An 18,444-nucleotide genomic window follows, 5' to 3' on the forward strand; every position below is an offset into this window, starting at 1 on the left:
GCCCACGCTCACGGACGGGCGCCGTCCTGCGTGGTCGTCCCGGTCACCCCGGTCGCCCCGGTCGTCCCCGTCACCCCGGTCGTCCCCGTGGTCCCGGACGGCAGGTGGTTGACGATCAGCACGACCCCGGCGAAGAGGAACGCCCGGGTCGCCGCGTCCAGTCCGTTCCACGTCTTCGACTGCCACATCGCGAACCACTCGCCGCCGATCGCGATGAACCCGGCGCCGAACAGCAGCATCACCATGACCAGCCCGTACGTGGACACCGTACGGGCGCGTATGTCGTCCCGCCGGGCCCAGAACCACGTCCCGGCGGCCAGCACCAGCCCGGCGAGGGTCTCCCACACGATGATCGCGACGTAGGCGGCGTCCTGAAGGCCCCTGTCCGTCACCGCCCGCCACATCAGGTCGTCGTCCTTGAAGGTGTCGTCCATCGCCAGGACATGACGCACGAACTGCTGGTTCGTGCCGAAGTCGGTGATGTTGCCGAACGCGACGAGCAGCAGGTAGAGGGCGACCGTCCCGGTGAGCAGGGCGGCGGTGAGGGGGAGCACACCTGAGGCGTGCGCGCGGCGCGCGATGGGGGTGGTCATGCGGGCTCCCTACCCCACCAGGTCTCCATGACCCCTCCACCCGACCGTCCCCACCCGGGGCGGGAACCCGGGAGCGTTCGATTACAGTGACGGACGTCGTACGTACGGACGGTGCCCGGGAGGACTTGGTGGGTGCGACTGCCGGGCCCGTCTGGGGCCGCGCCGAACAACAGGACTTCCGCAGCCGGGTGCGCGGCGCGCTGCTCGGCGCGGCCGTCGGGGACGCGCTGGGCGCGCCCGTCGACGGGCTGGACATCGAGGAGATCCGGCAGGGACACGGGCCCGAGGGCGTCGTGGACCTGGCCCCCGCCTACGGGCGGCGCGGCGCGGTCAGCCATCTCACCCAGCTGACCCTCTTCACGATGGACGGCCTGATCCGCGCCCAGGTCCGGAGGGACACCGGCGCCTGGCATCCGCCGACCGACCTGCACCGCGCGTATCTGCGATGGGCCTCGACCCAGCGCGACTGGGGCCCCGACCTGCGCCGCAAGGACAACGGCTGGCTCGCCCTGGAGGAGTGGCTCTACGTCCGCCGCGATCCGACCCGGGCCCTGCTGCTCGGGCTGGGCGACGAGGTGATGGGCACGCTCGACTCGCCCAAGAGCCCCGACGCGGCCGGTCCCGAGGTCGTGCCGCGCTCGGTGCCGTTCGGGCTGCTCGTCGGCTGGGATCCGCAGCTCGTCGCGCAACTGGCCGTCGAGTGCGCGGCCCAGACTCACGGTCACCCCACGGCAGGTCTGTCGGCGGGCGCGTACGCGGTCACCGTGCATGCGCTGGCCCGCGGCGAGAGCCTGGACGGCGCGGTGCAGCGGGCGCTGGCCCTGCTGTCCGCCCGGCCGGGGCACGAGCCGGTGTCGGAGGCGTTGCAGCACGCGCTGGGCGCGGTGCGGCAGGGGCTCCCCGGCCCGGCGAGGGTGGAGGAGCTGGCGGCGGCGGGGACCGCGGAGGCGGTGCTGTCCGGCGCCGTCTACTGCGCCCTCGTCGCGCAGGACGTCCGGCACGGGCTGCGGCTCGCGGTGAACCACGGCGCGCCCTCGGCGTCGACCGCGGCCGTGGCCGGCGGTCTCCTGGGAGCGATGCACGGCGAGACGGCCCTCCCGCCGGCCTGGCTGGCCGAGCTGGAGGGCCGTCCCACGATGCTGGAGCTGGCCGACGACTTCGCCATGGAGATGACCCAGGGACCGGCGCTCCACAACCCCGCCGGGGCGTCACCCGGCTGGCTGACCCGGTACCCCCGCGAGGCCTGACGACGGGCGACGGGCGACGGGCCCGCGGTCGGCGGCGGTCAGTCCTTCGCCGCTGTGGAGACCTCGTCCCGGGGGCCGGGGAGGGGAGCGGTGGCCGAAGCGCCGCCGCTCCCGTCCGTGTTGATGGTCTCGATGACCGCGAGCCGCTCCGGGGTGTCCTCGGGCTTCAGGAAGCCGATGAGGATGTAGAGGACCAGCGACACGGCGAGCGGGATCGACACCTGGTACTGCAGCGGCACTCCGCCGTCGACGTTCCAGTTGATCGGGTAGTTGACCAGCCAGAAGGCCAGCAGACCCATCGACCAGCTGGTCAGCGCCGCCGTCGGGCCGGAGCGGCGGAAGGGGCGCAACAGGCCCAGCATCATCGGGATGGCCATCGGCCCCATCAGGCCGGCCACCCACTTGATGACGACGGTGATGATGTCCTTGAACGCGGGGGAGTTGACCTGGGTCGCCGCCGCCATGGACAGCCCCAGGAAGACGACCGTCGTCACGCGCGCCGCGATCAGCCCCGACTGCTGGTTCCACTCGCGCGCCCTGGCCCAGATGACCGGCGCGCAGTCCCGGGTGAAGACGGCGGCGATGGCGTTGGCGTCGGACGAGCACATGGCCATCGTGTGGGAGAAGAACCCGACGATGACGAGCCCCAACAGGCCGTGCGGCAGCAGCTGTTCGGTCATCAGGGCGTAGGAGTCGGAGCCGTCGGGCTTGTTGGACGTCACGAGCAGCGGTGACATCCACATCGGGTAGAACAGCACCAGCGGCCAGACCAGCCACAGCACCGCCGACAGCCGCGCCGACCTCTCGGCCTCCTTGGGGCCGGCCGTGGCCATGTACCGCTGGGCCTGGTTGAGCATCCCGCCGTTGTACTCGAAGAGCTTGATGAAGAGGAACGCGAGCAGGAACACCGTGCCGTACTGGGCGACCAGCGGCTTGTCGTGTCCCTGGAGCGCGGGCTCGTGCCAGGCCCCCGTCACGCCGATCCCCTTGTCGTTGAGCTTCAGCACGACGGCGATCAGCATGGCCACACCGGCCAGCAACTGGATGACGAACTGGCCGAGTTCGGTCAGCGCGTCCGCCCACAGGCCGCCGATCGTGCAGTAGACCGCGGTGATCGCGCCGGTGATGAGGATGCCCTGGTTGAGGGAGAGCCCGGTGAACACGGACAACAGGGTCGCGATGGCGGCCCACTTGGCCCCCACGTCGACGATCTTCAGCAGCATCCCGGACCAGGCGAGGGCCTGCTGGGTCTTGAGGTCGTAGCGGTTCTTCAGGTACTCCAGCGGGGAGGCCACCCGGAGCCGGGAACGCAGCCGGTTGATGCGCGGCGCGAACAGCTTCGAGCCGATCGCGATGCCGAGGGCGATCGGGAAGGACCAGGTGACGAACGAGGTGACGCCGTAGGTGTAGGCGATGCCCGCGTAGCCGGTGAACATCACCGCGCTGTAGCCCGACATGTGGTGCGAGATGCCGGACAGCCACCAGGGCATCTTGCCGCCGGCGGTGAAGAAGTCGCTCACGTCGTCCACGCGCTTGTGCGACCAGGCGCCGATGGCGACCATCACGCCGAAATAGCCGATGAGCACGGCCCAGTCGAGACCGTTCATGTGCGCCCTCCCGTGGTTCAGCCCGGCGTTCAGCCCGGCGCTCATCGTGGGCGCTGTCGCGTGAACACGACAAGTAACCGACGAGTCAAAGGGAGGTAAAAGAATTCGGTATGGTGTCCTGCGTTCACCTATATGAACTCAACGCATCAGCTCCCCGGCGTTGACCAGCAAAGACTGTCCGGTGATCGCCCGTGCCCGGTCCGAGGCCAGGAACACCGCGGCGTCCGCCACATCCCCGTCCGTGGCCAGCTCGGGCAGCGCCATCCGCTCGGTGAGCCGCCCGAGCACCTCCTCCTCCGGCACCCCCTCGGTGTGCGCGGTGAACTGCACGTACGCCTGCACCGGCGGCCCCCACATCCACCCCGGCAACACGGTGTTGACCCGGATCCGGTGCGGACCGAGCTCGCGCGCGAGGGAGTACATGGCGCTGGTCAGCGCCCCCTTGGAGGCCGCGTACGCCGCCTGCCGCACCTGTGAGGGGGCCGCCACCGCGGACTGCGTCCCGATGAACACGACCGAACCGCCGCCGGCCTTCAGTCCCGGCAGGCACGCCCGGGTCATCCGCAGGCTGCCCAGCAGGTTCACGTCGATCACCGACTGCCAGGTGGCGAAGTCGGCGTCCTCGATCCCGCCGAAGTAGGAGTCCCAGGCCGCCACGTGCACCACGGCGTCGATCCCCCCGAACCGCTCCCGCGCCAGCCCCGCCAGCGCCTCGCACTGGGCCTCGTCGGTGACGTCGGTGGCCCGGTACGCCGTGCGCGCCCCCGCGGGGTCGATCTCGGCCGCGCTCTTCGCGAGGTTCGCCTCGGTCCGCGCCCCGAGCACGGCGTTCCCGCCGTCCCGCACGACCGCGGCGGCGACCTGGTGGCCGAGCCCGGCGCCCACCCCCGAGACGACGACGGTCCGGCCGTTGAGCAGTGACATCGGGACCTCCCTGACCCTGGCGCATTGTCTGACGGAGCGTCAGAGTATGGGCCAGCCGCCGAGGAAGGGGAAGACGCGTGAGCGACGAGACCCGCAGCGAGACGTACGCCGAACTGGCCGCCACAGGCCCCTACGGGGTCCGCCCCGGCCACGCCCTGATCACCATGGTCGAACCGCATCCCGGCCACGAGTACGCCTACAACCGCTGGTACGAGGACGACCACTACTACGCCGGCGCGATGGCGATGCCCTGGATGTACTCGGGCCGCAGATGGGTGGCCACCCGCGATCTCCAACTCCTGCGGTACCCCGAGAAGTCGGCGATCGCCCAGCCCGTCACCGCCGGCTGCTACCTCTCCACCTACTGGATCACCGACGGCCGCTACGACGACCACATGAAGTGGACGGTCGCCATCAACAAGCGCCTCAACCGCGACGCCCGCGTCTACCAGGACCGCACCCACGTCTTCACGGCCTTCCAGGACCACGAGGCGACCGTCTACCGGGACGGCGCGGCGGGACCGCGCGACTTCCACGCCCTGGACCACCCGTACGCCGGTCTCGTGGTCGAGGTGATCGACGCCGACTCGAGCGCCCAGCGCGCCGAACTCCTGGAGTGGCTGCGCGCCCGCCACCTCCCCCGGCAGGTGGCCGGTTCCCCGACGGCCATGGTCACCGTCTTCCGGCCCACCCCCCTGCCCGGCGACCGCATGACCTACGTGAGGCAGGTCGAGGGCGTCGACACCCGGCTGACCCTGCTGTGGTTCCTGGAGAAGGACCCGAGGGACTGCTGGGACGAGCACTTCACCGGCCTGGAGAAGACGGTGGCCGAGTCGGGCCTGGGCCGGGTGGAGCTGGTCGCCCCCTTCATCCCGACGGTACCGGGCACCGACCGGTACGTGGACCGGCTCCGCTGACCAGGGCGGTCAGGCGATCACGGCGGTCAGACGATCACGGCGGTCACGGCGGCTCGGGCGGTCACGGCGGCTCGGGCGGTCAGGGCGGGTAGGGCGGTCAGAGCCGGTCCTTCAGTTCGTCGGGGCACGGCGTCCCCCGCGGCAGCTGGTAAGGGGCCGCCAGCCGGTAGGTGCCCGCCTTCGGCGCGAGCAGCACCGTCCACCTGTCGCCCTCGGTGTCCTCCTGCGTCTCGAACAGGCACCCGTTGACGTTGTCGTACGTCTTCGGCTCCCCGTCCGAGCGGTCCTTGGACTCCGGCGTCTCCTGCGGCGGCTTCAGGCTCTTGCCCTGCGCGTCGACCACGCTCAGCCACGGCGAGTACGGGATCCGGATCAGGATCCGCCCCGCCTTCCTCACGTCGATCGTCATCTCGCCCTGCTCGGCGCGCTGCACCACCGCGTTCGGCTCGGCCAGCGGGGCGGGATCCACGACCCGGAACAGCTGCCAGTTGGCGTCGCCCCAGATCTGCTCCAGATACGGCAGCCCCCGCTGCACCAGCTCCCGCTCCCGTTCGCCCCCGTCCCCGTCCAGCGCCTCCTTGGGGACGACGACGAAGTGCACCGCCCACCGCTGGAGCCAGTCGTGGTAGTTCGCGGAGTTGAGGGTGTCATCGTAGAAGAGCGGGTTGCGCTCCATGTCGGCCTGGCGGTTCCAGCCGCGGGCGAGGTTGACGTACGGCGCGAGCGCGGACGCCTCGCGGTGCGAGCGGGCCGGGACCACCTCCACCCGTCCCTTCTCCGCACCGACCCCCTGCAGCTCGTTGACGAGCGGGGCCAGCTCGCGCGCCCAGGAGGCCGCGGGGGTCGTCCGCACCACGTCGTCGACCGACTTGAAGCCGATCCAGCCCACGAACGTCAGCGACGACAGGACGATCACGTACCACTTGCGGCTGCGCGGCACGGCGAACGGCAGCGCCGCCATCAGCACCACACCGGTGAACATCATCGCGAGCCGCGTGATGTTGGACCCGATCTGCGAGCTGATCAGCCACACCATCAGCACCCCGAGCCCGTACACCGCCGCCGTGATCCGCACGGTCTTCCAGTCGCGCGGGACGACCGCGAAGACCGCCACCGCGGACAGCAGCGGCAGACAGGCCGAGCCGAAGGACATCGGCTGGGTGCCCGAGAACGGGAACAGCCAGGCGGACAGCGCGACGACCACCGTGGGCGCGAGGCCGAGCGCCCACGCGCCCGGCCGCCGCTTCTGCAGGAACATCGCGACGGCGACTATGCCCACGAAGAGCCCGGCCACCGGCGAGCCCATGGTGGCCAGCGCGGCGAGCGGCGCCGCGCACAGCGCCTTCGCCCACCGTTTGTAGCGCCAGCGGTGCGGCCAGCAGAACACGACGGCGACCGCGGCCAGCGCGAACATGTTGCCCAGCCCGAACGTCACCCGTCCCGAGGCGGCGTTGCACAGCAGGGCGAAGATCCCTGCCAGCGCGGGCCACACCGGGTCCTTCACCGGCCGGCAGCGCAGCAGGATGAGGGTGAGCAGGCCCGCTGAGAGCGTTCCGGCGATCATCATCGTCGTCCGCACGCCCAGCACGGACATCAGGTACGGCGACACCATGCTGTACGACACCGGGTGCATGCCGCCGTACCAGGCGAGGTTGTAGGCGGAGTCGGGATGCCGGCCCACGAACTCGGCCCACGCGTCCTGCGCCGCGAGGTCGCCGCCACTGTTCGCGAACGTGAAGAACCAGACGAGATGCAGGATGCCGGACAGCGCCGTCATCGACAGCACCAGATGCCCGTTCAGCCGGCCGCCCAGCCGGGCGAGGGCGGATCTCGTGCGGGACGTCCCGGGCGGCGGTTCCATGCGGGCCGCGTCCGAGCGGCCCGCGGCGCGGTCGTCGCCGTCGTCGCGGTCGTCGTTCTCGCGGTCCCGGGCGGGGCCCTGCTCGACGTCTACCACGGGGCGCGCCGAGGGGCCGTCGGTCGCCGGGTCCGCCGCCGGGGCGGCCACGGCGGCTCGCGCCGGATCACGGTCGTGCTCGCCCGACTGGGGTGCGGGCAGCCTCGTCCGCCGGCCGACGTCCGGTTCCGGACCTGTGTCGTCGGCGCGTGTCGGCTCCGCAGTGGCCACCTGAAGGCACTCCCCGTGTCCCGTCTTCTGCTCTCGGTCGCGTCCCGTTCGCGTCCCTTTCACGGCTGCGCCCTTGCGACCGGCGACCTGTCCCGTTTCGCGACGCTAGCACGCACCCCGCCGGGCGGCTGCCCGACGGGGTGCGGAGAGGTACGGACGCGACGCCGGCGTCAGCCGAGACGTGTCAGCTTGTCCGAGAAGCCCGGCTCGCTCAGGTCGGCCTGCAGGGCGACCGGCACCTTCACGGCGCTGCTGGTGCCGTCCCCGACGGTGAGCGTGCCCACCTGGGCGCCGGCCTTCGCGGTGTGCGGCACCTCGGCGGCGGCGAACGACAGCTTCACCGTCATGCCCGCCCAGCCGACCGCCGAGACGTCCTTGGTGATGACGACGGGCGTGTGACCGCCCAGCTTGTCGTCCACGTACCCGACGACGTCGCCCTTCTTCAGGATCTTCGCCGAGGTGAGCGCGTCCTCGGCGGCGACCAGCGCCGCCTGGCTGACCACGTTGGCCGTCTTGAGGATCTCGCGCTTGTGCTGACCGAGGACCGCCCCGACGAGGGTCACCGACTTCCCGTCGACCTTCTTGCGGGAGGCGAACAGCAGGTTGCCCCCGGCCGCGCTCGTGCTGCCCGTCTTGATGCCGATCGCACCGATCCTGAGCGGCAGCTCGTTGTAGTTGTTCCAGTACTTGCCGGACGGGTCGGTCCAACTGGCCGCGCTGGAGATGGCGACCAGGGCCGGCATCTTCACGAACGCCCGGCCGAGCTTGACCTGGTCCTCGGCCGTGGAGACGGTGGTCTCCTTCAGGCCCGAGGGGTCGGTGTACGTGGTCTTCGCCATCCCCAGCTGTTTCGCGGTGGCGTTCATCTTCTTCACGAACGCCGCCTCGGAGCCCGCGTCCCAGCGCGCGAGCAGCCGCGCGATGTTGTTGGCGGAGGGGATGATGACGGCCGACAGGGCCTGCTTCTCGGTCAGCTTGTCCCCGGCCTTGACGGTGTTGAGCGTCGACTCGTCCAGCGTGACGTCGTAGCCGCCCTCCTTCTCGGCCGTCGCGTCGACCTGGATCTGCGGACCTTCCTCCCCGGCCTTCATCGGGTGGTCCCTGAGGATGATGTACGCCGTCATCGTCTTGGCGACCGAGCCGATGGCCACCGGCGTCTGCTTGCCGAAGCTGCCCATCGTGCCGACGCCGTCGGCGTCCATCCAGCCCTGTCCCTCGTTCGGCCAGGGGAGCTGTGTCCTGCCCCCCTCGAAGGTGTAGGAGTCCTTCGCGGTGAGCGTGAGCCCGGGGGCCGGCAGCGGTCGCACGGCCTGCGCGATCGCAAAGACGACGATCAGCAGGAGGACCAGCGGCGTCCAGATCTTGAGCCGCCGGCCGAGCTGGCGCAGGGGTGTGGGCGGGGGCGGCGGGGTGTTCGTGAGCTCGGCCAGCAGGTCCAGCGGCGGCTTGGGGGGCAGCGGCTGCTGGGTGGTCCGCTCGGGCCCGACCTGCGGCACGAGCGCGGTGACGTCGGCCCGAGCAGGCGCGGACGGCGTGACCGCGGGCTTGGGCGCGCGGGGCTCGTCGAGCGGCTTGAGCGCGACGAACTTGCTCGTCCGCTCGGCGGGAGCCTCGTCCGTGGACTTCCCGTCGCCCTTGTCCGCCGCGCCTTCCTTGCCGGCTTCGTCTGCCTCGTCGGCCTTGTCTGCCTTATCTGCCTTATCCACCTTGTTCGCCTCGGTGGAGGCGGGCCGGGCGGCGTCGCCCAGCTTCAGCATGGTGGTCGGCTGGTCGACGGCGGGCTTGGGCCGGGGCGTCTTGAAGACCGCGGTCGGCTGGTCGACCGGCCGCTCGTCGGTCTTGTCGTCCGCTTCGGTGCCGGCGGATGCCGGGGCTTCGTCAGATCCGTCCGGATCTGCGGACCCGTCCGTTTCGTCGGCCTTGTCGGTGCGGCCGGTCTCGTCGGCCTTGTCCGCCTCGTCGGCCTTCTCGCCCGTGGCCCACTTCGGGGCGGGCTTGGACGCGGGCCGGTCGGCCGCCTCGGCGGCGCTCGCGGAACGTTCCTCCGTGTCCGTGTCCGCGTCCGTGTTCGTGGCGGCGTCGGTGGCGTCGTCCGCGGAGCTCTTCTCGTCGGCCTTCCCGCCGGTCTTCCCGTCCGCCGTGGACACCCACTGGGCGACGGCCGCCCGCAGGCGCTCGTCACCGCCCTCGGGAGCGGCGTCGGGGACCTCCGTCGAGGCGCTCTCGGTCTCCTCGGCGTCCGCGGGGGCGTCCTGGGCTTCCTGGACGGCCTCGCGGGCCTCCGGCTCCTCCGGGGCGCTCTCGGCGCCCTCCGGGCCCTCCGCCTCGTCCCCGGCGTCCCCGGAGTCGTCCGCGGCTTCAGCTTCGACTTCGGCGGGCTTCCCGGTGGCGCCGTCGCCGTCCGCCCGGACAGCCGGAGACTCCTCCTCGGCGGCCTCGGCCTCGGCGGCCTCCTCGGCCTCGGAGGTCTCGGTGTCCGCGCCCTCGTCCGCCGCCGCGCCCTCGTCCGCCGCCTCCGGCTCGCCGGGCTTGCCCGCCTCGTCGGCCTCGTCGGCCTCGTCGGTCTTCAGATCCCGTACCGAGAACACCCGGGTCGCCGTGTCCACGCCGCCACTGCCGCGCGCCGCCGACGAACCGCCCTCCCGCGCCACCGCGACCCGCGGATCGCGGACCTCTCGGGGGTCACGGGACTCGCGTGCTTCGGGAACCGTGCCCGCGCTCCCCGACGTCGGTTCTGCCGACGACTCGCGCTGCTTCGACCTGTCGGGGGACTCGCCCGCCACCGATGCCTCCTCCTGTGCCGCACGCCGTCCGCGCGCCTGCCGAACCGTGAACGCCCGCCCCGGACCCGCCTCGCGGCGCTGTCCGAACCATGTACCAGTGTCCTGTGTAGAGGGCTTGGCTCCTGCGGTAGACGAGAACGACATACCTACTGGTTCCACTACAAACAGGTCACGCACCCTCGACAGATGAATGTGAGAGGGGTCACCCTGTCATTCATCCACGCGGGGAGGCATGGATGGGCAGGAGCCGCAGAACGATTCCGGAAGAGCTTCTTCTGCTGGCGTTGGACCCGACCACGGGTACCACCGCACAGCCGCAGTCGCTCGACCTTGGTCTGGCCGGAGCACAGCTAGTGGAGCTGGCGCTGGCCGGGCGGATAGCCCCTGACGGGGATCGTATCGCCGTGGTGTCCCCACGGCCGACTGGAGATCCGACACTGGACTGCGCGTTGGAGTTGCTGCGAAGGCGTGGCGCTCCCGTACGGGCCGTCCACTGGATCGGCGGGCCGCGTCTCGGGCTACGCCAGACCTACCTCTCGCATCTGGAGCGATGCGGCATGGTGCATGCCGTGGCGGGCCAGATGTGCGGAGTGCTGCCGACGACTCGCTACCAGGCGACGGACACCGACATCAGCCGGGAGATCAAGGCCCGGCTGGACTCCGCGATCCGCACCGGCGTTCCGCCGGACCCGCGGACCGCGGCGCTCGCCGCACTGGCGCATGCGGTCGGCCTCGGCAAGCACCTGTACCCGGGTAACGAGGGACGTTCGTCCCGCTCCCGGCTGCGGGATCTGATCAGGCACGACCCGATGGGCGGCCTCGTGGCGCACGCCGTGATGGACGTCCAGAACGGCGCGGTGGCACAGCCGCGTCGCAACCAGCCACCCGCCGGCCGCCAGGCCGGGCCGGGAGCGAGGCCCGCTCCGGAACCCGCCCGTGGCGTTCCGGCGCAGCCGCACCGCGGTCTGGCGCGTGTCGTGGCCCACTGAGGCGCAGTCCCACGACACCGCACGACGCAGCGCATGCAGGACCGCACCACCCGCAGTACGCAGGACCCGTTCGGGAGCCGCCACGGCCCGCGCGGGGCGGTGCGACGCACCGCCCCGCGCGGACGTGTGTCGGCGCCGGTGGGGGTACTGATCCGAACTGGCGTGTACCGCCCGCATAACCACCGTTTTCCAGCGGTAGAAAGCACCTTGGTGGCAGTCTGCTCAACAGCAGATACGCAAAGTGTCAGGTACAGACACGCAGCCGGAGGTGCACGTCCCGTGGCGTCCAATGTCAATCCCACTGTCAGGCGACGCCGGTTGGGCCAGGAGCTGCGCCGGCTCCGTGAGCTCAAGGGCATGACGGCCGAAGAGGTCGCCGAGCGCCTCCTGGTGTCCCAGTCGAAGATCAGCCGGCTGGAGAACGGCAGGCGCAGCATCAGTCAGCGTGACGTCCGCGATCTGTGCGGGGTGTACGAGGTCGAGGACCAGCGGATGGTCGACTCGCTGATGGAGATGGCCAAGGACTCGCGCCAGCAGGGCTGGTGGCACGCCTTCGGCGACGTCCCCTACAGCGTCTACATCGGTCTGGAGACGGACGCGGCGAGCCTGCGCGTGTACGACCCGCAGGTCGTGCCCGGGCTGTTGCAGACCCGTCAGTACGCGGAGGCGCTGATCTCGGGCGCGCTGCCGGAGACCGCGCACACGGAGATCGAGAAGCGCGTGCAGGTGCGCATGCGTCGGCAGGAACGTGTCTCCTCCGGGGAGAACCCCCTCCGGCTGTGGAGCGTGATGGACGAGTCGGCGCTCAGAAGAGTGGTCGGCAGCCGTGAACTGATGCGGGACCAGCTGGAGCACCTCGTGGAACAGTCCCAGTTGCCGCATGTCACGGTTCAGGTGATCCCGTTCGACATGGGCGCGCATCCCGGCCTCAACGGCCAGTACGCGATCCTCGAGTTCCCCGACACCGCCGACTCCAGCGTCGTCTACATCGAGGGCGTCACCAGCGACCTTTATCTGGAGAAGCCGAACGACGTGCAGAAGTACAGCGTGATGTACGAGCATCTGCGCGCCCAGGCCCTGAACGTGGACCAGTCCCGCCACTTCATCGCCGAAATCGCCAAAGGATATGTGCGGTAAGGGAGTTGGAGATGCCGGGCGTTCGAGATGACGGACGTTTGCGCGGGAAGTGCCGCATGGTACGCCCGCCCCCGGCGGGATGGAAGTTTCCACTGGAATATGTCATCCGGTCGAGTGAATAGTCGCTTCGTCAGTCGATGTTGGCGAGTAGCGTCGATCACGCCATCGAGCAACAAGGTTGGCGTGAACGCGCCGCGGGACCGCAGTGGGGGTCCGTGGTGCGGGGACAGCTACTCAACAACTGCACTCCGGAGCAAAAAAATGGCAATTCGTCAGGGCAGCGCGCACTCGTGGACCAAGTCCTCCTACTCCACGGGCAACGGTGCGTGCGTCGAGGTCAAGTCGCCGGCCGTCCAGGCCCTTCTCGTCCGGGACTCCAAGGTCCAGGACGGCCCCAACCTGGTCTTCCCCGCCGACGCGTGGAGCGACTTCGTGGCATCGGTCAAGGCATAGGGCGGAGGACCTCGCGTCCTTCGGCCGGTCGCCGGCCCCGGTCGGCGGTCACCGGTCGTCGACACAACTGCACAAGAACCGCCCAAGGGCCCTCTCGTCCAGATCGCCGTCCTAGCCGAGAGGGCCCGGTGCCGTCCCGCGGCAGGGCCGCAGCGGGCCGCTAGGCCCCCTGGGCCCGCTTCACGGGGAACGCCACGTCGCACACGGGGTCCTCGGCCCCGGCCGCGTCCCAGTCGGCGAAGTAGACCTCCCGGCAGGGGCCGTCGTAGTCCCAGCCCTCCCGCTTCATCCACGCCTCCACCGCCTCGTACGGGGCGAGGATCTGGGGATGCGCGACCTGTGCCTTGGTGATCCGCGTGTACGCGAGCCGGCCGGCCGGCTCCGCCCGCACCCGCACCTGACGGCCGCCGCCCTGCGCGGCGGCCCACGCCCGGGCCGCGACCTCGTCGCCGACCGGCACGCAGGCCTCGGCAGGTCCGTCGCTCTCCATGGACACCGCCGAGTAGTAGACGACGAACGGCGCGCCCGCCGTCCCGCCGCATTCGACGGCCGCTTCCGTCAGCCGCCCCAGCGCGGCCGGGATCCAGACGGGCAGCTCGTCCGCGAGCGTGTGCCGTGTCTCGGTGACGATCACCTGACCGGGCACGTCGACCAACCGGACCTCGAACTTCTCGTGCATTTCGGAGCTCCTCCCCGACAGTCGTGCACGGAGGTAGGCGGCGAGGGCGCGCTGAGCGGCGAACCGGGTCTCGACGTCGTCCCAGTAGGCGGCGAGCAGATCTCCGGCCGCGCGCCCGTCAGGGGTGTCCACCAACGCGGCGATCCGCGCGAGCGGCATGTCGAGCTGGCGCAGCAGGGCCACCAGCCGGGCGCTTTCCACCTGGCCGGCCCGGTAGTAGCGGTAGCCGCTGACCTCGTCGACGTGCGCCGGGGCGAGCAGCCCGAGCCGGTCGTACAGCCGCAGCGCCTTGGCCGAGAGACGGGCGCGTGCGGCGAACGCGCCGATGGTGAGCAACTCGCCGTCGCACGTTCCGTCGCCCGTTCCGTCGCCGTCGCTCGAGGCTGCCGGGACCGCGTCCATCCGGTGCCTCCGCCTCCTCCGCCGCCGGCGCTCTCGTCGTCGTCCTCCGTCGTCGGGCGGCCTTCTCCGCCCGACGACGAGGAGGCTCAGCCCTGCCCCAGGGGCAAGGTCAAGCCGCGGGCCGTGGGCCGGGGGTCAGTTCAGCTGGCCCTCGATGGCGGCGACCACCTCGGCGGCCTCGGGCTCGGTCTGCGGGGAGAAGCGGGCGACGACGGAGCCGTCCCGGCCGATCAGGAACTTCTCGAAGTTCCAGCGGATGTCGCCCTCGTGGCCCTCGGCGTCCGCGAAGCCCACGAGCCGCTGGTACAGCGGGTGCCGGTCGTCGCCGTTGACCTCGACCTTCTCGGTCAGCGGGAAGGTCACGCCATAGGTCGCGGAGCAGAACTCGGCGATCTCCTCGGCGTTCCCGGGCTCCTGCCCGAGGAACTGGTTGCAGGGCACGCCCAGCACGGTGAAGCCCTGGGCGGCGTACCGCTCCTGGAGCCGCTCCAGGCCCGTGTACTGCGGGGTGAGGCCGCACTTGGAGGCCACGTTCACCACGAGCACGGCCTGGCCCGCGTACTGCGAGAGGTCCGCGGAACCGCCCTTGAGGGCGTCGATCTGTACGTCGAGGGGAGAGGCGCCGGCATCAGTAGTCATGCCTCGGATGCTAGCCCCGGCCCCGCTCCGTGCCGTCCCCGGCCCCGCTCCGTGCCGTCCCCGGCCCCGCGAGGGCGGTGGTCATGGGCGGGGGACGGCCGCCTCGGTCAGGGTCCGGCCTGCCGCGGTCCGGGAGTACAGCACCGAGCGGCCCGCGCGACGGCGCTCCACCAGGCCCGCGTCCAGCAGGACCCGCAGGTGGCGCCCGACCGAGCCCAGGCCCTGGCCGGTCAGGGCCACCAGCTGGGTGGTGCTCAGGGGCGCGGCGAGGAGCACCAGCACCGTGGCCCGGGCGGGGCCCAGGAGCGTGTTCAGGGCGGCGGGGACGGCCCGGGCCCGCTCCCGGCGGTCGTCGGCGAGGACGCCGGAGCACGGGTAGACCACCGCGTACCGCTCCCGTTCCTCCCAGGCCACCCAGCCGGTCATCGGTGTGACCGGCACGAACAGCAGCTCCGCGCCGGAGATCTCGCGGGGCGGGTACTCGTGAAGGTTGACCTGGAAGCGGCTCTCGCCGAGCCAGCGCGTCCCCGGCCGCAGCGAGTCCAGCACGGCGGCCCAGCCGCCCCGGCTGACCAGCGCGGTGCGCGCCACCACGTCGGCCTCCAGGACGCGCCGGCGTCGTTCCCAGTACGGCCGCACGTCCGTCTCCCACACCCGCGCCAGCAGCGCGGCCGCCCGCTCGGGCAGGTCGTCCCGGTCCAGGGCGGCGGGGAGCGGGCCGGCCAGGGACGTCCGCAGATGGGCCCGGGCCGCGGCCGGGTCCGCCGCCCGCACCCGGGCCACGCCCTCCTCGAAGGACTCGCCGTCCCTCGGCGTCGGCGTGAGGAAGTCGGCGATCCAGAGCGAACCGAGCCCCGCCCGCACGAGCAGCGCGGTCACCGGGTCGGCTGCCAGCGCCGCGCGATAGCCGGGAAGGTGGGCGCGCAGCCAGTCGTGCTCGCCGGGGTGTGCGCCCGCGCCCGCGTCCAGCAGCTTCAGGCTCGCGAAGGTCTCGGCGAGCGGCGAGAGCACGAACCGGCTGCGGGCCAGGGTGTCGGCGTTCAGCTGCCACCAGCCCATGCCCGCGCTCCCACGGCCGTCCCCCCCGCGGCTCGCGACGTTTCGCGGGCCGGCGAAACAATAACCGACCTCCCTGGGCCCGCCCCAGACTCCGGCCATGACCGGCTTCTCCTACCGTCAGCTCTTCCGCGTCCCCGAGTTCACCCCTCTCTTCCTGTCCGCCGCCGCCCAGACCGCCGCCCAGACGGTGAGCGGACTCGCCCTCGGCACCCTCGTCTACCGGGCCACGGGCTCGCCGCTGCTGTCGGCGGTGAGCATGTTCGGGCCGTCGCTCGCGCAGGTGCTCGGCGCGACCGTCCTGCTCTCGGGATCCGACCGGCTGCCCCCGCGGTCGGCGCTGACCGGCCTCTCGCTGGCCTTCGCCGGTGCGGCGGCCCTCATGGCGCTGCCGGGGCTGCCGACCTGGGGCGTCTTCGCCGTCGTCCTCGTCCAGGGCCTGGTGGCCTCGCTCGGCGGCGGCGTCCGCTGGGGGCTGCTGAACGAGATGCTCGGCGGCGCCGAGGGCGGCTATCTGCCCGGGCGTTCGCTGTTCAACATGATGAGCGGGCTGATGCAGATCACCGGTTACGCCACCGGCGGTGTGCTCGTGACCGCCCTCTCCCCGCGCCCCGTCCTCCTGCTCGCCGCCCTGCTGTACGCGACCTCGGCCGTCGTCGCCCGCCTCGGGCTGAGCGCCCGTCCGCCGCGGGCCGCCGGCCGGCTGTCGGCCGCGGCGACCCGGCGTGCCAACGCCGCCCTGTGGTCCTCCCGCCCCCGCCGTCTGACCTACCTGGGACTGTGGCTGCCCAACGGTCTGGTCGTCGGCTGCGAGGCCCTCTTCGTGCCCTACGACCCGGGGGCGGCGGGCACACTGTTCGCGTGCGCCGCGCTCGGCATGCTGGCCGGGGACGTGCTGGTGGGCCGTCTCCTCCCACCCGCTCTGCGCCCCCGCCTCGCCACCCCGCTGCTGCTGCTCCTGGCCGCCCCCTACACCCTGTTCGCCCTGCACCCCGCCGTTCCGCTCGCCGCGGTCTGCGCCGCTCTCGCCTCCGTCGGCTTCGGCGCGAGCCTGGTGCAGCAGGAGCGGCTGATGTCCCTCACCCCGCCCGAACTCAGCGGCCATGCACTGGGGTTGCACTCGGCGGGGATGCTCACCCTGCAGGGCGTGAGCGCGGCCCTTGCGGGCGGGGCGGCTCAACTCACCTCGCCCGCGACGGCGATGGCCGTCATGGCGGCCATGTCGATCGCGGTGACCCTGGTGTTGGGATCGGCCGCCCGCACCGGTACGCCCGATGCCCGTGGCGCCGCCGGACGCGCGCCGTCCGCGCCGCAGCGTGACGGCCCTGGCGGCCCTGACGGTGAGGGCGAGGGTGAGGGCGGGGTTCGGCGGCGCGGGGTGAACGAGCGGGCGGACGACATGGGCGCGGGCTGACGACATGCGCTGCGACGAGCGGGCCGACGACGTGGGCTGAACGCCGTCCGGCCCGCACGGCCGCGATGCTTCTACAATGCTGTAGAGAAGGCGTCCCGGCAGAGGTCCGCGGACGGCCGGCGTCTATACGATGTCGGACCGGAAAACGGACGGCGGCGAAGAGGAGACTGGGCGTGACGGATCACCGGCGGCGTCCCCCGCGGCGGGCGCAGGGCGAGCTGGAGGCGTCGGTCCTGTCGGCGCTGCGGGAGGCGGACGGGCCGGCGACGGCCGGATGGGTGCAGGAACGCCTGGGCGGCGGCCTCGCCTACACCACGGTGATCACCATCCTGACGCGGCTGCTCGCCAAGGGCGCGGTCACCCGCGAGCGCAGCGGCCGCTCCTTCGCCTGGCTGCCCGCCTCGGACGAGGCGGGCCTGGCCGCCCACCGGATGCGCCGGGTCCTGGACGCCGAACACGACCGCGAGGCGGTGCTCGCCAGCTTCGTCACCGGCCTGGGCCCCGACGACGAGCGGCTGTTGCGCGAACTGCTCGGGCGACACCCCCACGACGACGCCCCCGCCGGGCCCCTGGACTCCGGACCGGCCGGACCGCCCGTCCGGTCGACGCATGCCGAACCGTCCGTGCCACCAGGTGCGCGGCCGCGTCCCCGGCCCGGCGCGGACGGGGAAGACTGACACCGCATGGGGCTCTTCGTCTTCCTGCCGCTCGTGCTCCCGCTCACGGCCTGGCCCGTCACCAGGCTCGCGGAACACCATCTGCATCCCCGCACCGCGACCCGGCTGCTCACCGGCGTGGCCGCCGTGATGGCCGTGTGCAGCACGGTGTGCCTGGGACTGCTGATGGTGGTCGGCACGGCGCAACTGCCCGGCAACCCCCTGCCCGACGGCTGGTCGGACCCGGAGGTGCGCGAGGCCGTCCCCTACGACGAGTTCGCCGGCAAGGCGGCCATCCCCGCGCTGCTGGCAGTGGCCCTGAGCTGCGGCCGCACGCTGTGGCGGCACCGCAGGGTGCTCCGTCTGGCGCACCGCGCCCTCGCCGGACTGCCGCTCACCGAGGTCGCGGTCCTGCCCGACGGGACGCCGTACGCGTACGCCCTGCCCGGCGGCCGCCGGGACCGGATCGTCGTGACCACCGCCCTGCTGGACCGCCTCCAAGCGGCCGAGCGCCGTGCGCTGTTCGCCCACGAGCGCGCCCACCTGACCGCCGGCCACCACCGCCACCTGCTCGCCGTGCGGCTGGCCGCGCAGGCCAACCCGTTCCTGCGGCCGCTGCGGACGGCCGTCGCCTACACGGCAAGACCACCCTGACCGCCGCCATCACCAAGGTTCTCGCCGACCGCGGCCGTGAAGAACGACGGTCGGCGCCGCGCCGCCGGGGCGGGCCCGAGCAGCGCCGTCACCCGGTCGGCGCGTGCCCCTTCCCGGCGCCGGCGTCAGCCCTCGCGCTACCCGGTGCCGGGAAACGGCGTGAAAA

The 18,444-nt window shown here is 72.1% G+C and carries 15 protein-coding genes and 1 pseudogene; 8 read left to right on the top strand and 8 right to left on the bottom strand.

The window, feature by feature from the left end; genetic code table 11:
• Positions 1-8 precede the first annotated feature (8 nt).
• Entirely contained in the window at positions 9-593 is a 585-nt protein-coding gene (locus BG482_RS15260) for a DUF2165 domain-containing protein (RefSeq protein WP_079141829.1), read from the bottom strand.
• Between the two features lie 128 nt (positions 594-721).
• On the opposite strand from BG482_RS15260, the gene BG482_RS15265 reads away from it, so the two are divergent.
• A complete protein-coding gene (locus tag BG482_RS15265; protein ID WP_069769579.1) occupies positions 722-1,840 on the top strand; it encodes an ADP-ribosylglycohydrolase family protein in 1,119 nt (372 codons plus the stop codon).
• A 38-nt stretch (positions 1,841-1,878) separates the two neighbouring features.
• On the opposite strand, the gene BG482_RS15270 is transcribed toward BG482_RS15265, so the two are convergent.
• Together BG482_RS15270 and BG482_RS15275 are read right to left on the bottom strand one after the other, a co-directional pair.
• Entirely contained in the window at positions 1,879-3,447 is a 1,569-nt protein-coding gene (locus BG482_RS15270) for a sodium:solute symporter family protein (RefSeq protein WP_069769580.1), read from the bottom strand.
• A gap of 138 nt (positions 3,448-3,585) precedes the next feature.
• On the bottom strand, positions 3,586-4,371 hold the full coding sequence (locus tag BG482_RS15275; RefSeq protein ID WP_069769560.1) for an SDR family oxidoreductase: 786 nt from the start codon (positions 4,369-4,371) through the stop codon (positions 3,586-3,588).
• 77 nt (positions 4,372-4,448) lie between these two features.
• Between BG482_RS15275 and BG482_RS15280 the strand changes: the two genes are divergently transcribed.
• Positions 4,449-5,288 (top strand): hypothetical protein, encoded by an 840-nt coding sequence (locus BG482_RS15280; protein WP_069769561.1) that lies wholly within the window; start codon positions 4,449-4,451, stop codon positions 5,286-5,288.
• Between the two features lie 97 nt (positions 5,289-5,385).
• On the opposite strand, the gene BG482_RS15285 is transcribed toward BG482_RS15280, so the two are convergent.
• The gene (locus BG482_RS15285) at positions 5,386-7,416 is read right to left on the bottom strand and encodes an MFS transporter (protein WP_069769562.1); all 2,031 of its coding nucleotides are present in this window, start codon (positions 7,414-7,416) and stop codon (positions 5,386-5,388) included.
• Positions 7,417-7,586: 170 nt separating this feature from the next.
• Positions 7,587-10,199: a D-alanyl-D-alanine carboxypeptidase gene (locus BG482_RS15290; protein WP_069769563.1), complete on the bottom strand. Its 2,613-nt coding sequence runs from the start codon at positions 10,197-10,199 to the stop codon at positions 7,587-7,589.
• A gap of 236 nt (positions 10,200-10,435) precedes the next feature.
• Between BG482_RS15290 and BG482_RS15295 the strand changes: the two genes are divergently transcribed.
• The 3 genes from BG482_RS15295 to BG482_RS15305 all read left to right on the top strand — a co-directional run bounded on the left by BG482_RS15295 (position 10,436) and on the right by BG482_RS15305 (position 12,778).
• Positions 10,436-11,188, top strand: a complete 753-nt coding sequence (locus BG482_RS15295; RefSeq protein ID WP_069769564.1) for a GPP34 family phosphoprotein — start codon at positions 10,436-10,438, stop codon at positions 11,186-11,188.
• A 279-nt stretch (positions 11,189-11,467) separates the two neighbouring features.
• Positions 11,468-12,325, top strand: coding sequence for a helix-turn-helix transcriptional regulator (locus BG482_RS15300; protein WP_069769565.1), 858 nt, complete (start codon positions 11,468-11,470; stop codon positions 12,323-12,325).
• Between the two features lie 261 nt (positions 12,326-12,586).
• The gene (locus tag BG482_RS15305) at positions 12,587-12,778 is read left to right on the top strand and encodes a DUF397 domain-containing protein (RefSeq protein WP_069769566.1); all 192 of its coding nucleotides are present in this window, start codon (positions 12,587-12,589) and stop codon (positions 12,776-12,778) included.
• A gap of 160 nt (positions 12,779-12,938) precedes the next feature.
• Here BG482_RS15305 and BG482_RS15310 read toward each other — a convergent pair whose 3' ends face one another.
• The 3 genes from BG482_RS15310 to BG482_RS15320 form a co-directional block, all read right to left on the bottom strand.
• Positions 12,939-13,859: a MerR family transcriptional regulator gene (locus tag BG482_RS15310; RefSeq protein WP_069769567.1), complete on the bottom strand. Its 921-nt coding sequence runs from the start codon at positions 13,857-13,859 to the stop codon at positions 12,939-12,941.
• A 135-nt stretch (positions 13,860-13,994) separates the two neighbouring features.
• Positions 13,995-14,498: a glutathione peroxidase gene (locus tag BG482_RS15315; RefSeq protein ID WP_069769568.1), complete on the bottom strand. Its 504-nt coding sequence runs from the start codon at positions 14,496-14,498 to the stop codon at positions 13,995-13,997.
• 81 nt (positions 14,499-14,579) lie between these two features.
• Positions 14,580-15,557 carry a helix-turn-helix transcriptional regulator gene (locus tag BG482_RS15320; RefSeq protein ID WP_069769569.1) on the bottom strand — a complete coding sequence of 326 codons (978 nt, stop codon included), beginning with the start codon at positions 15,555-15,557 and terminating at the stop codon, positions 14,580-14,582.
• Positions 15,558-15,654: 97 nt separating this feature from the next.
• Between BG482_RS15320 and BG482_RS15325 the strand changes: the two genes are divergently transcribed.
• From BG482_RS15325 to BG482_RS15335, 3 genes and pseudogenes are all read left to right on the top strand, one after another.
• On the top strand, positions 15,655-16,968 hold the full coding sequence (locus BG482_RS15325) for an MFS transporter (RefSeq protein WP_256096377.1): 1,314 nt from the start codon (positions 15,655-15,657) through the stop codon (positions 16,966-16,968).
• Positions 16,969-17,141: 173 nt separating this feature from the next.
• Positions 17,142-17,645, top strand: coding sequence for a BlaI/MecI/CopY family transcriptional regulator (locus BG482_RS15330; RefSeq protein WP_256096378.1), 504 nt, complete (start codon positions 17,142-17,144; stop codon positions 17,643-17,645).
• 6 nt (positions 17,646-17,651) lie between these two features.
• Positions 17,652-18,263 (top strand): annotated as a pseudogene (locus tag BG482_RS15335) (M48 family metalloprotease); the annotation flags it as partial.
• Positions 18,264-18,444: the final 181 nt, after the last annotated feature.

This window comes from Streptomyces sp. LUP30, from assembly GCF_001746365.1.
In the GTDB taxonomy this organism is placed as follows: Bacteria; Actinomycetota; Actinomycetes; order Streptomycetales; family Streptomycetaceae; genus Streptomyces.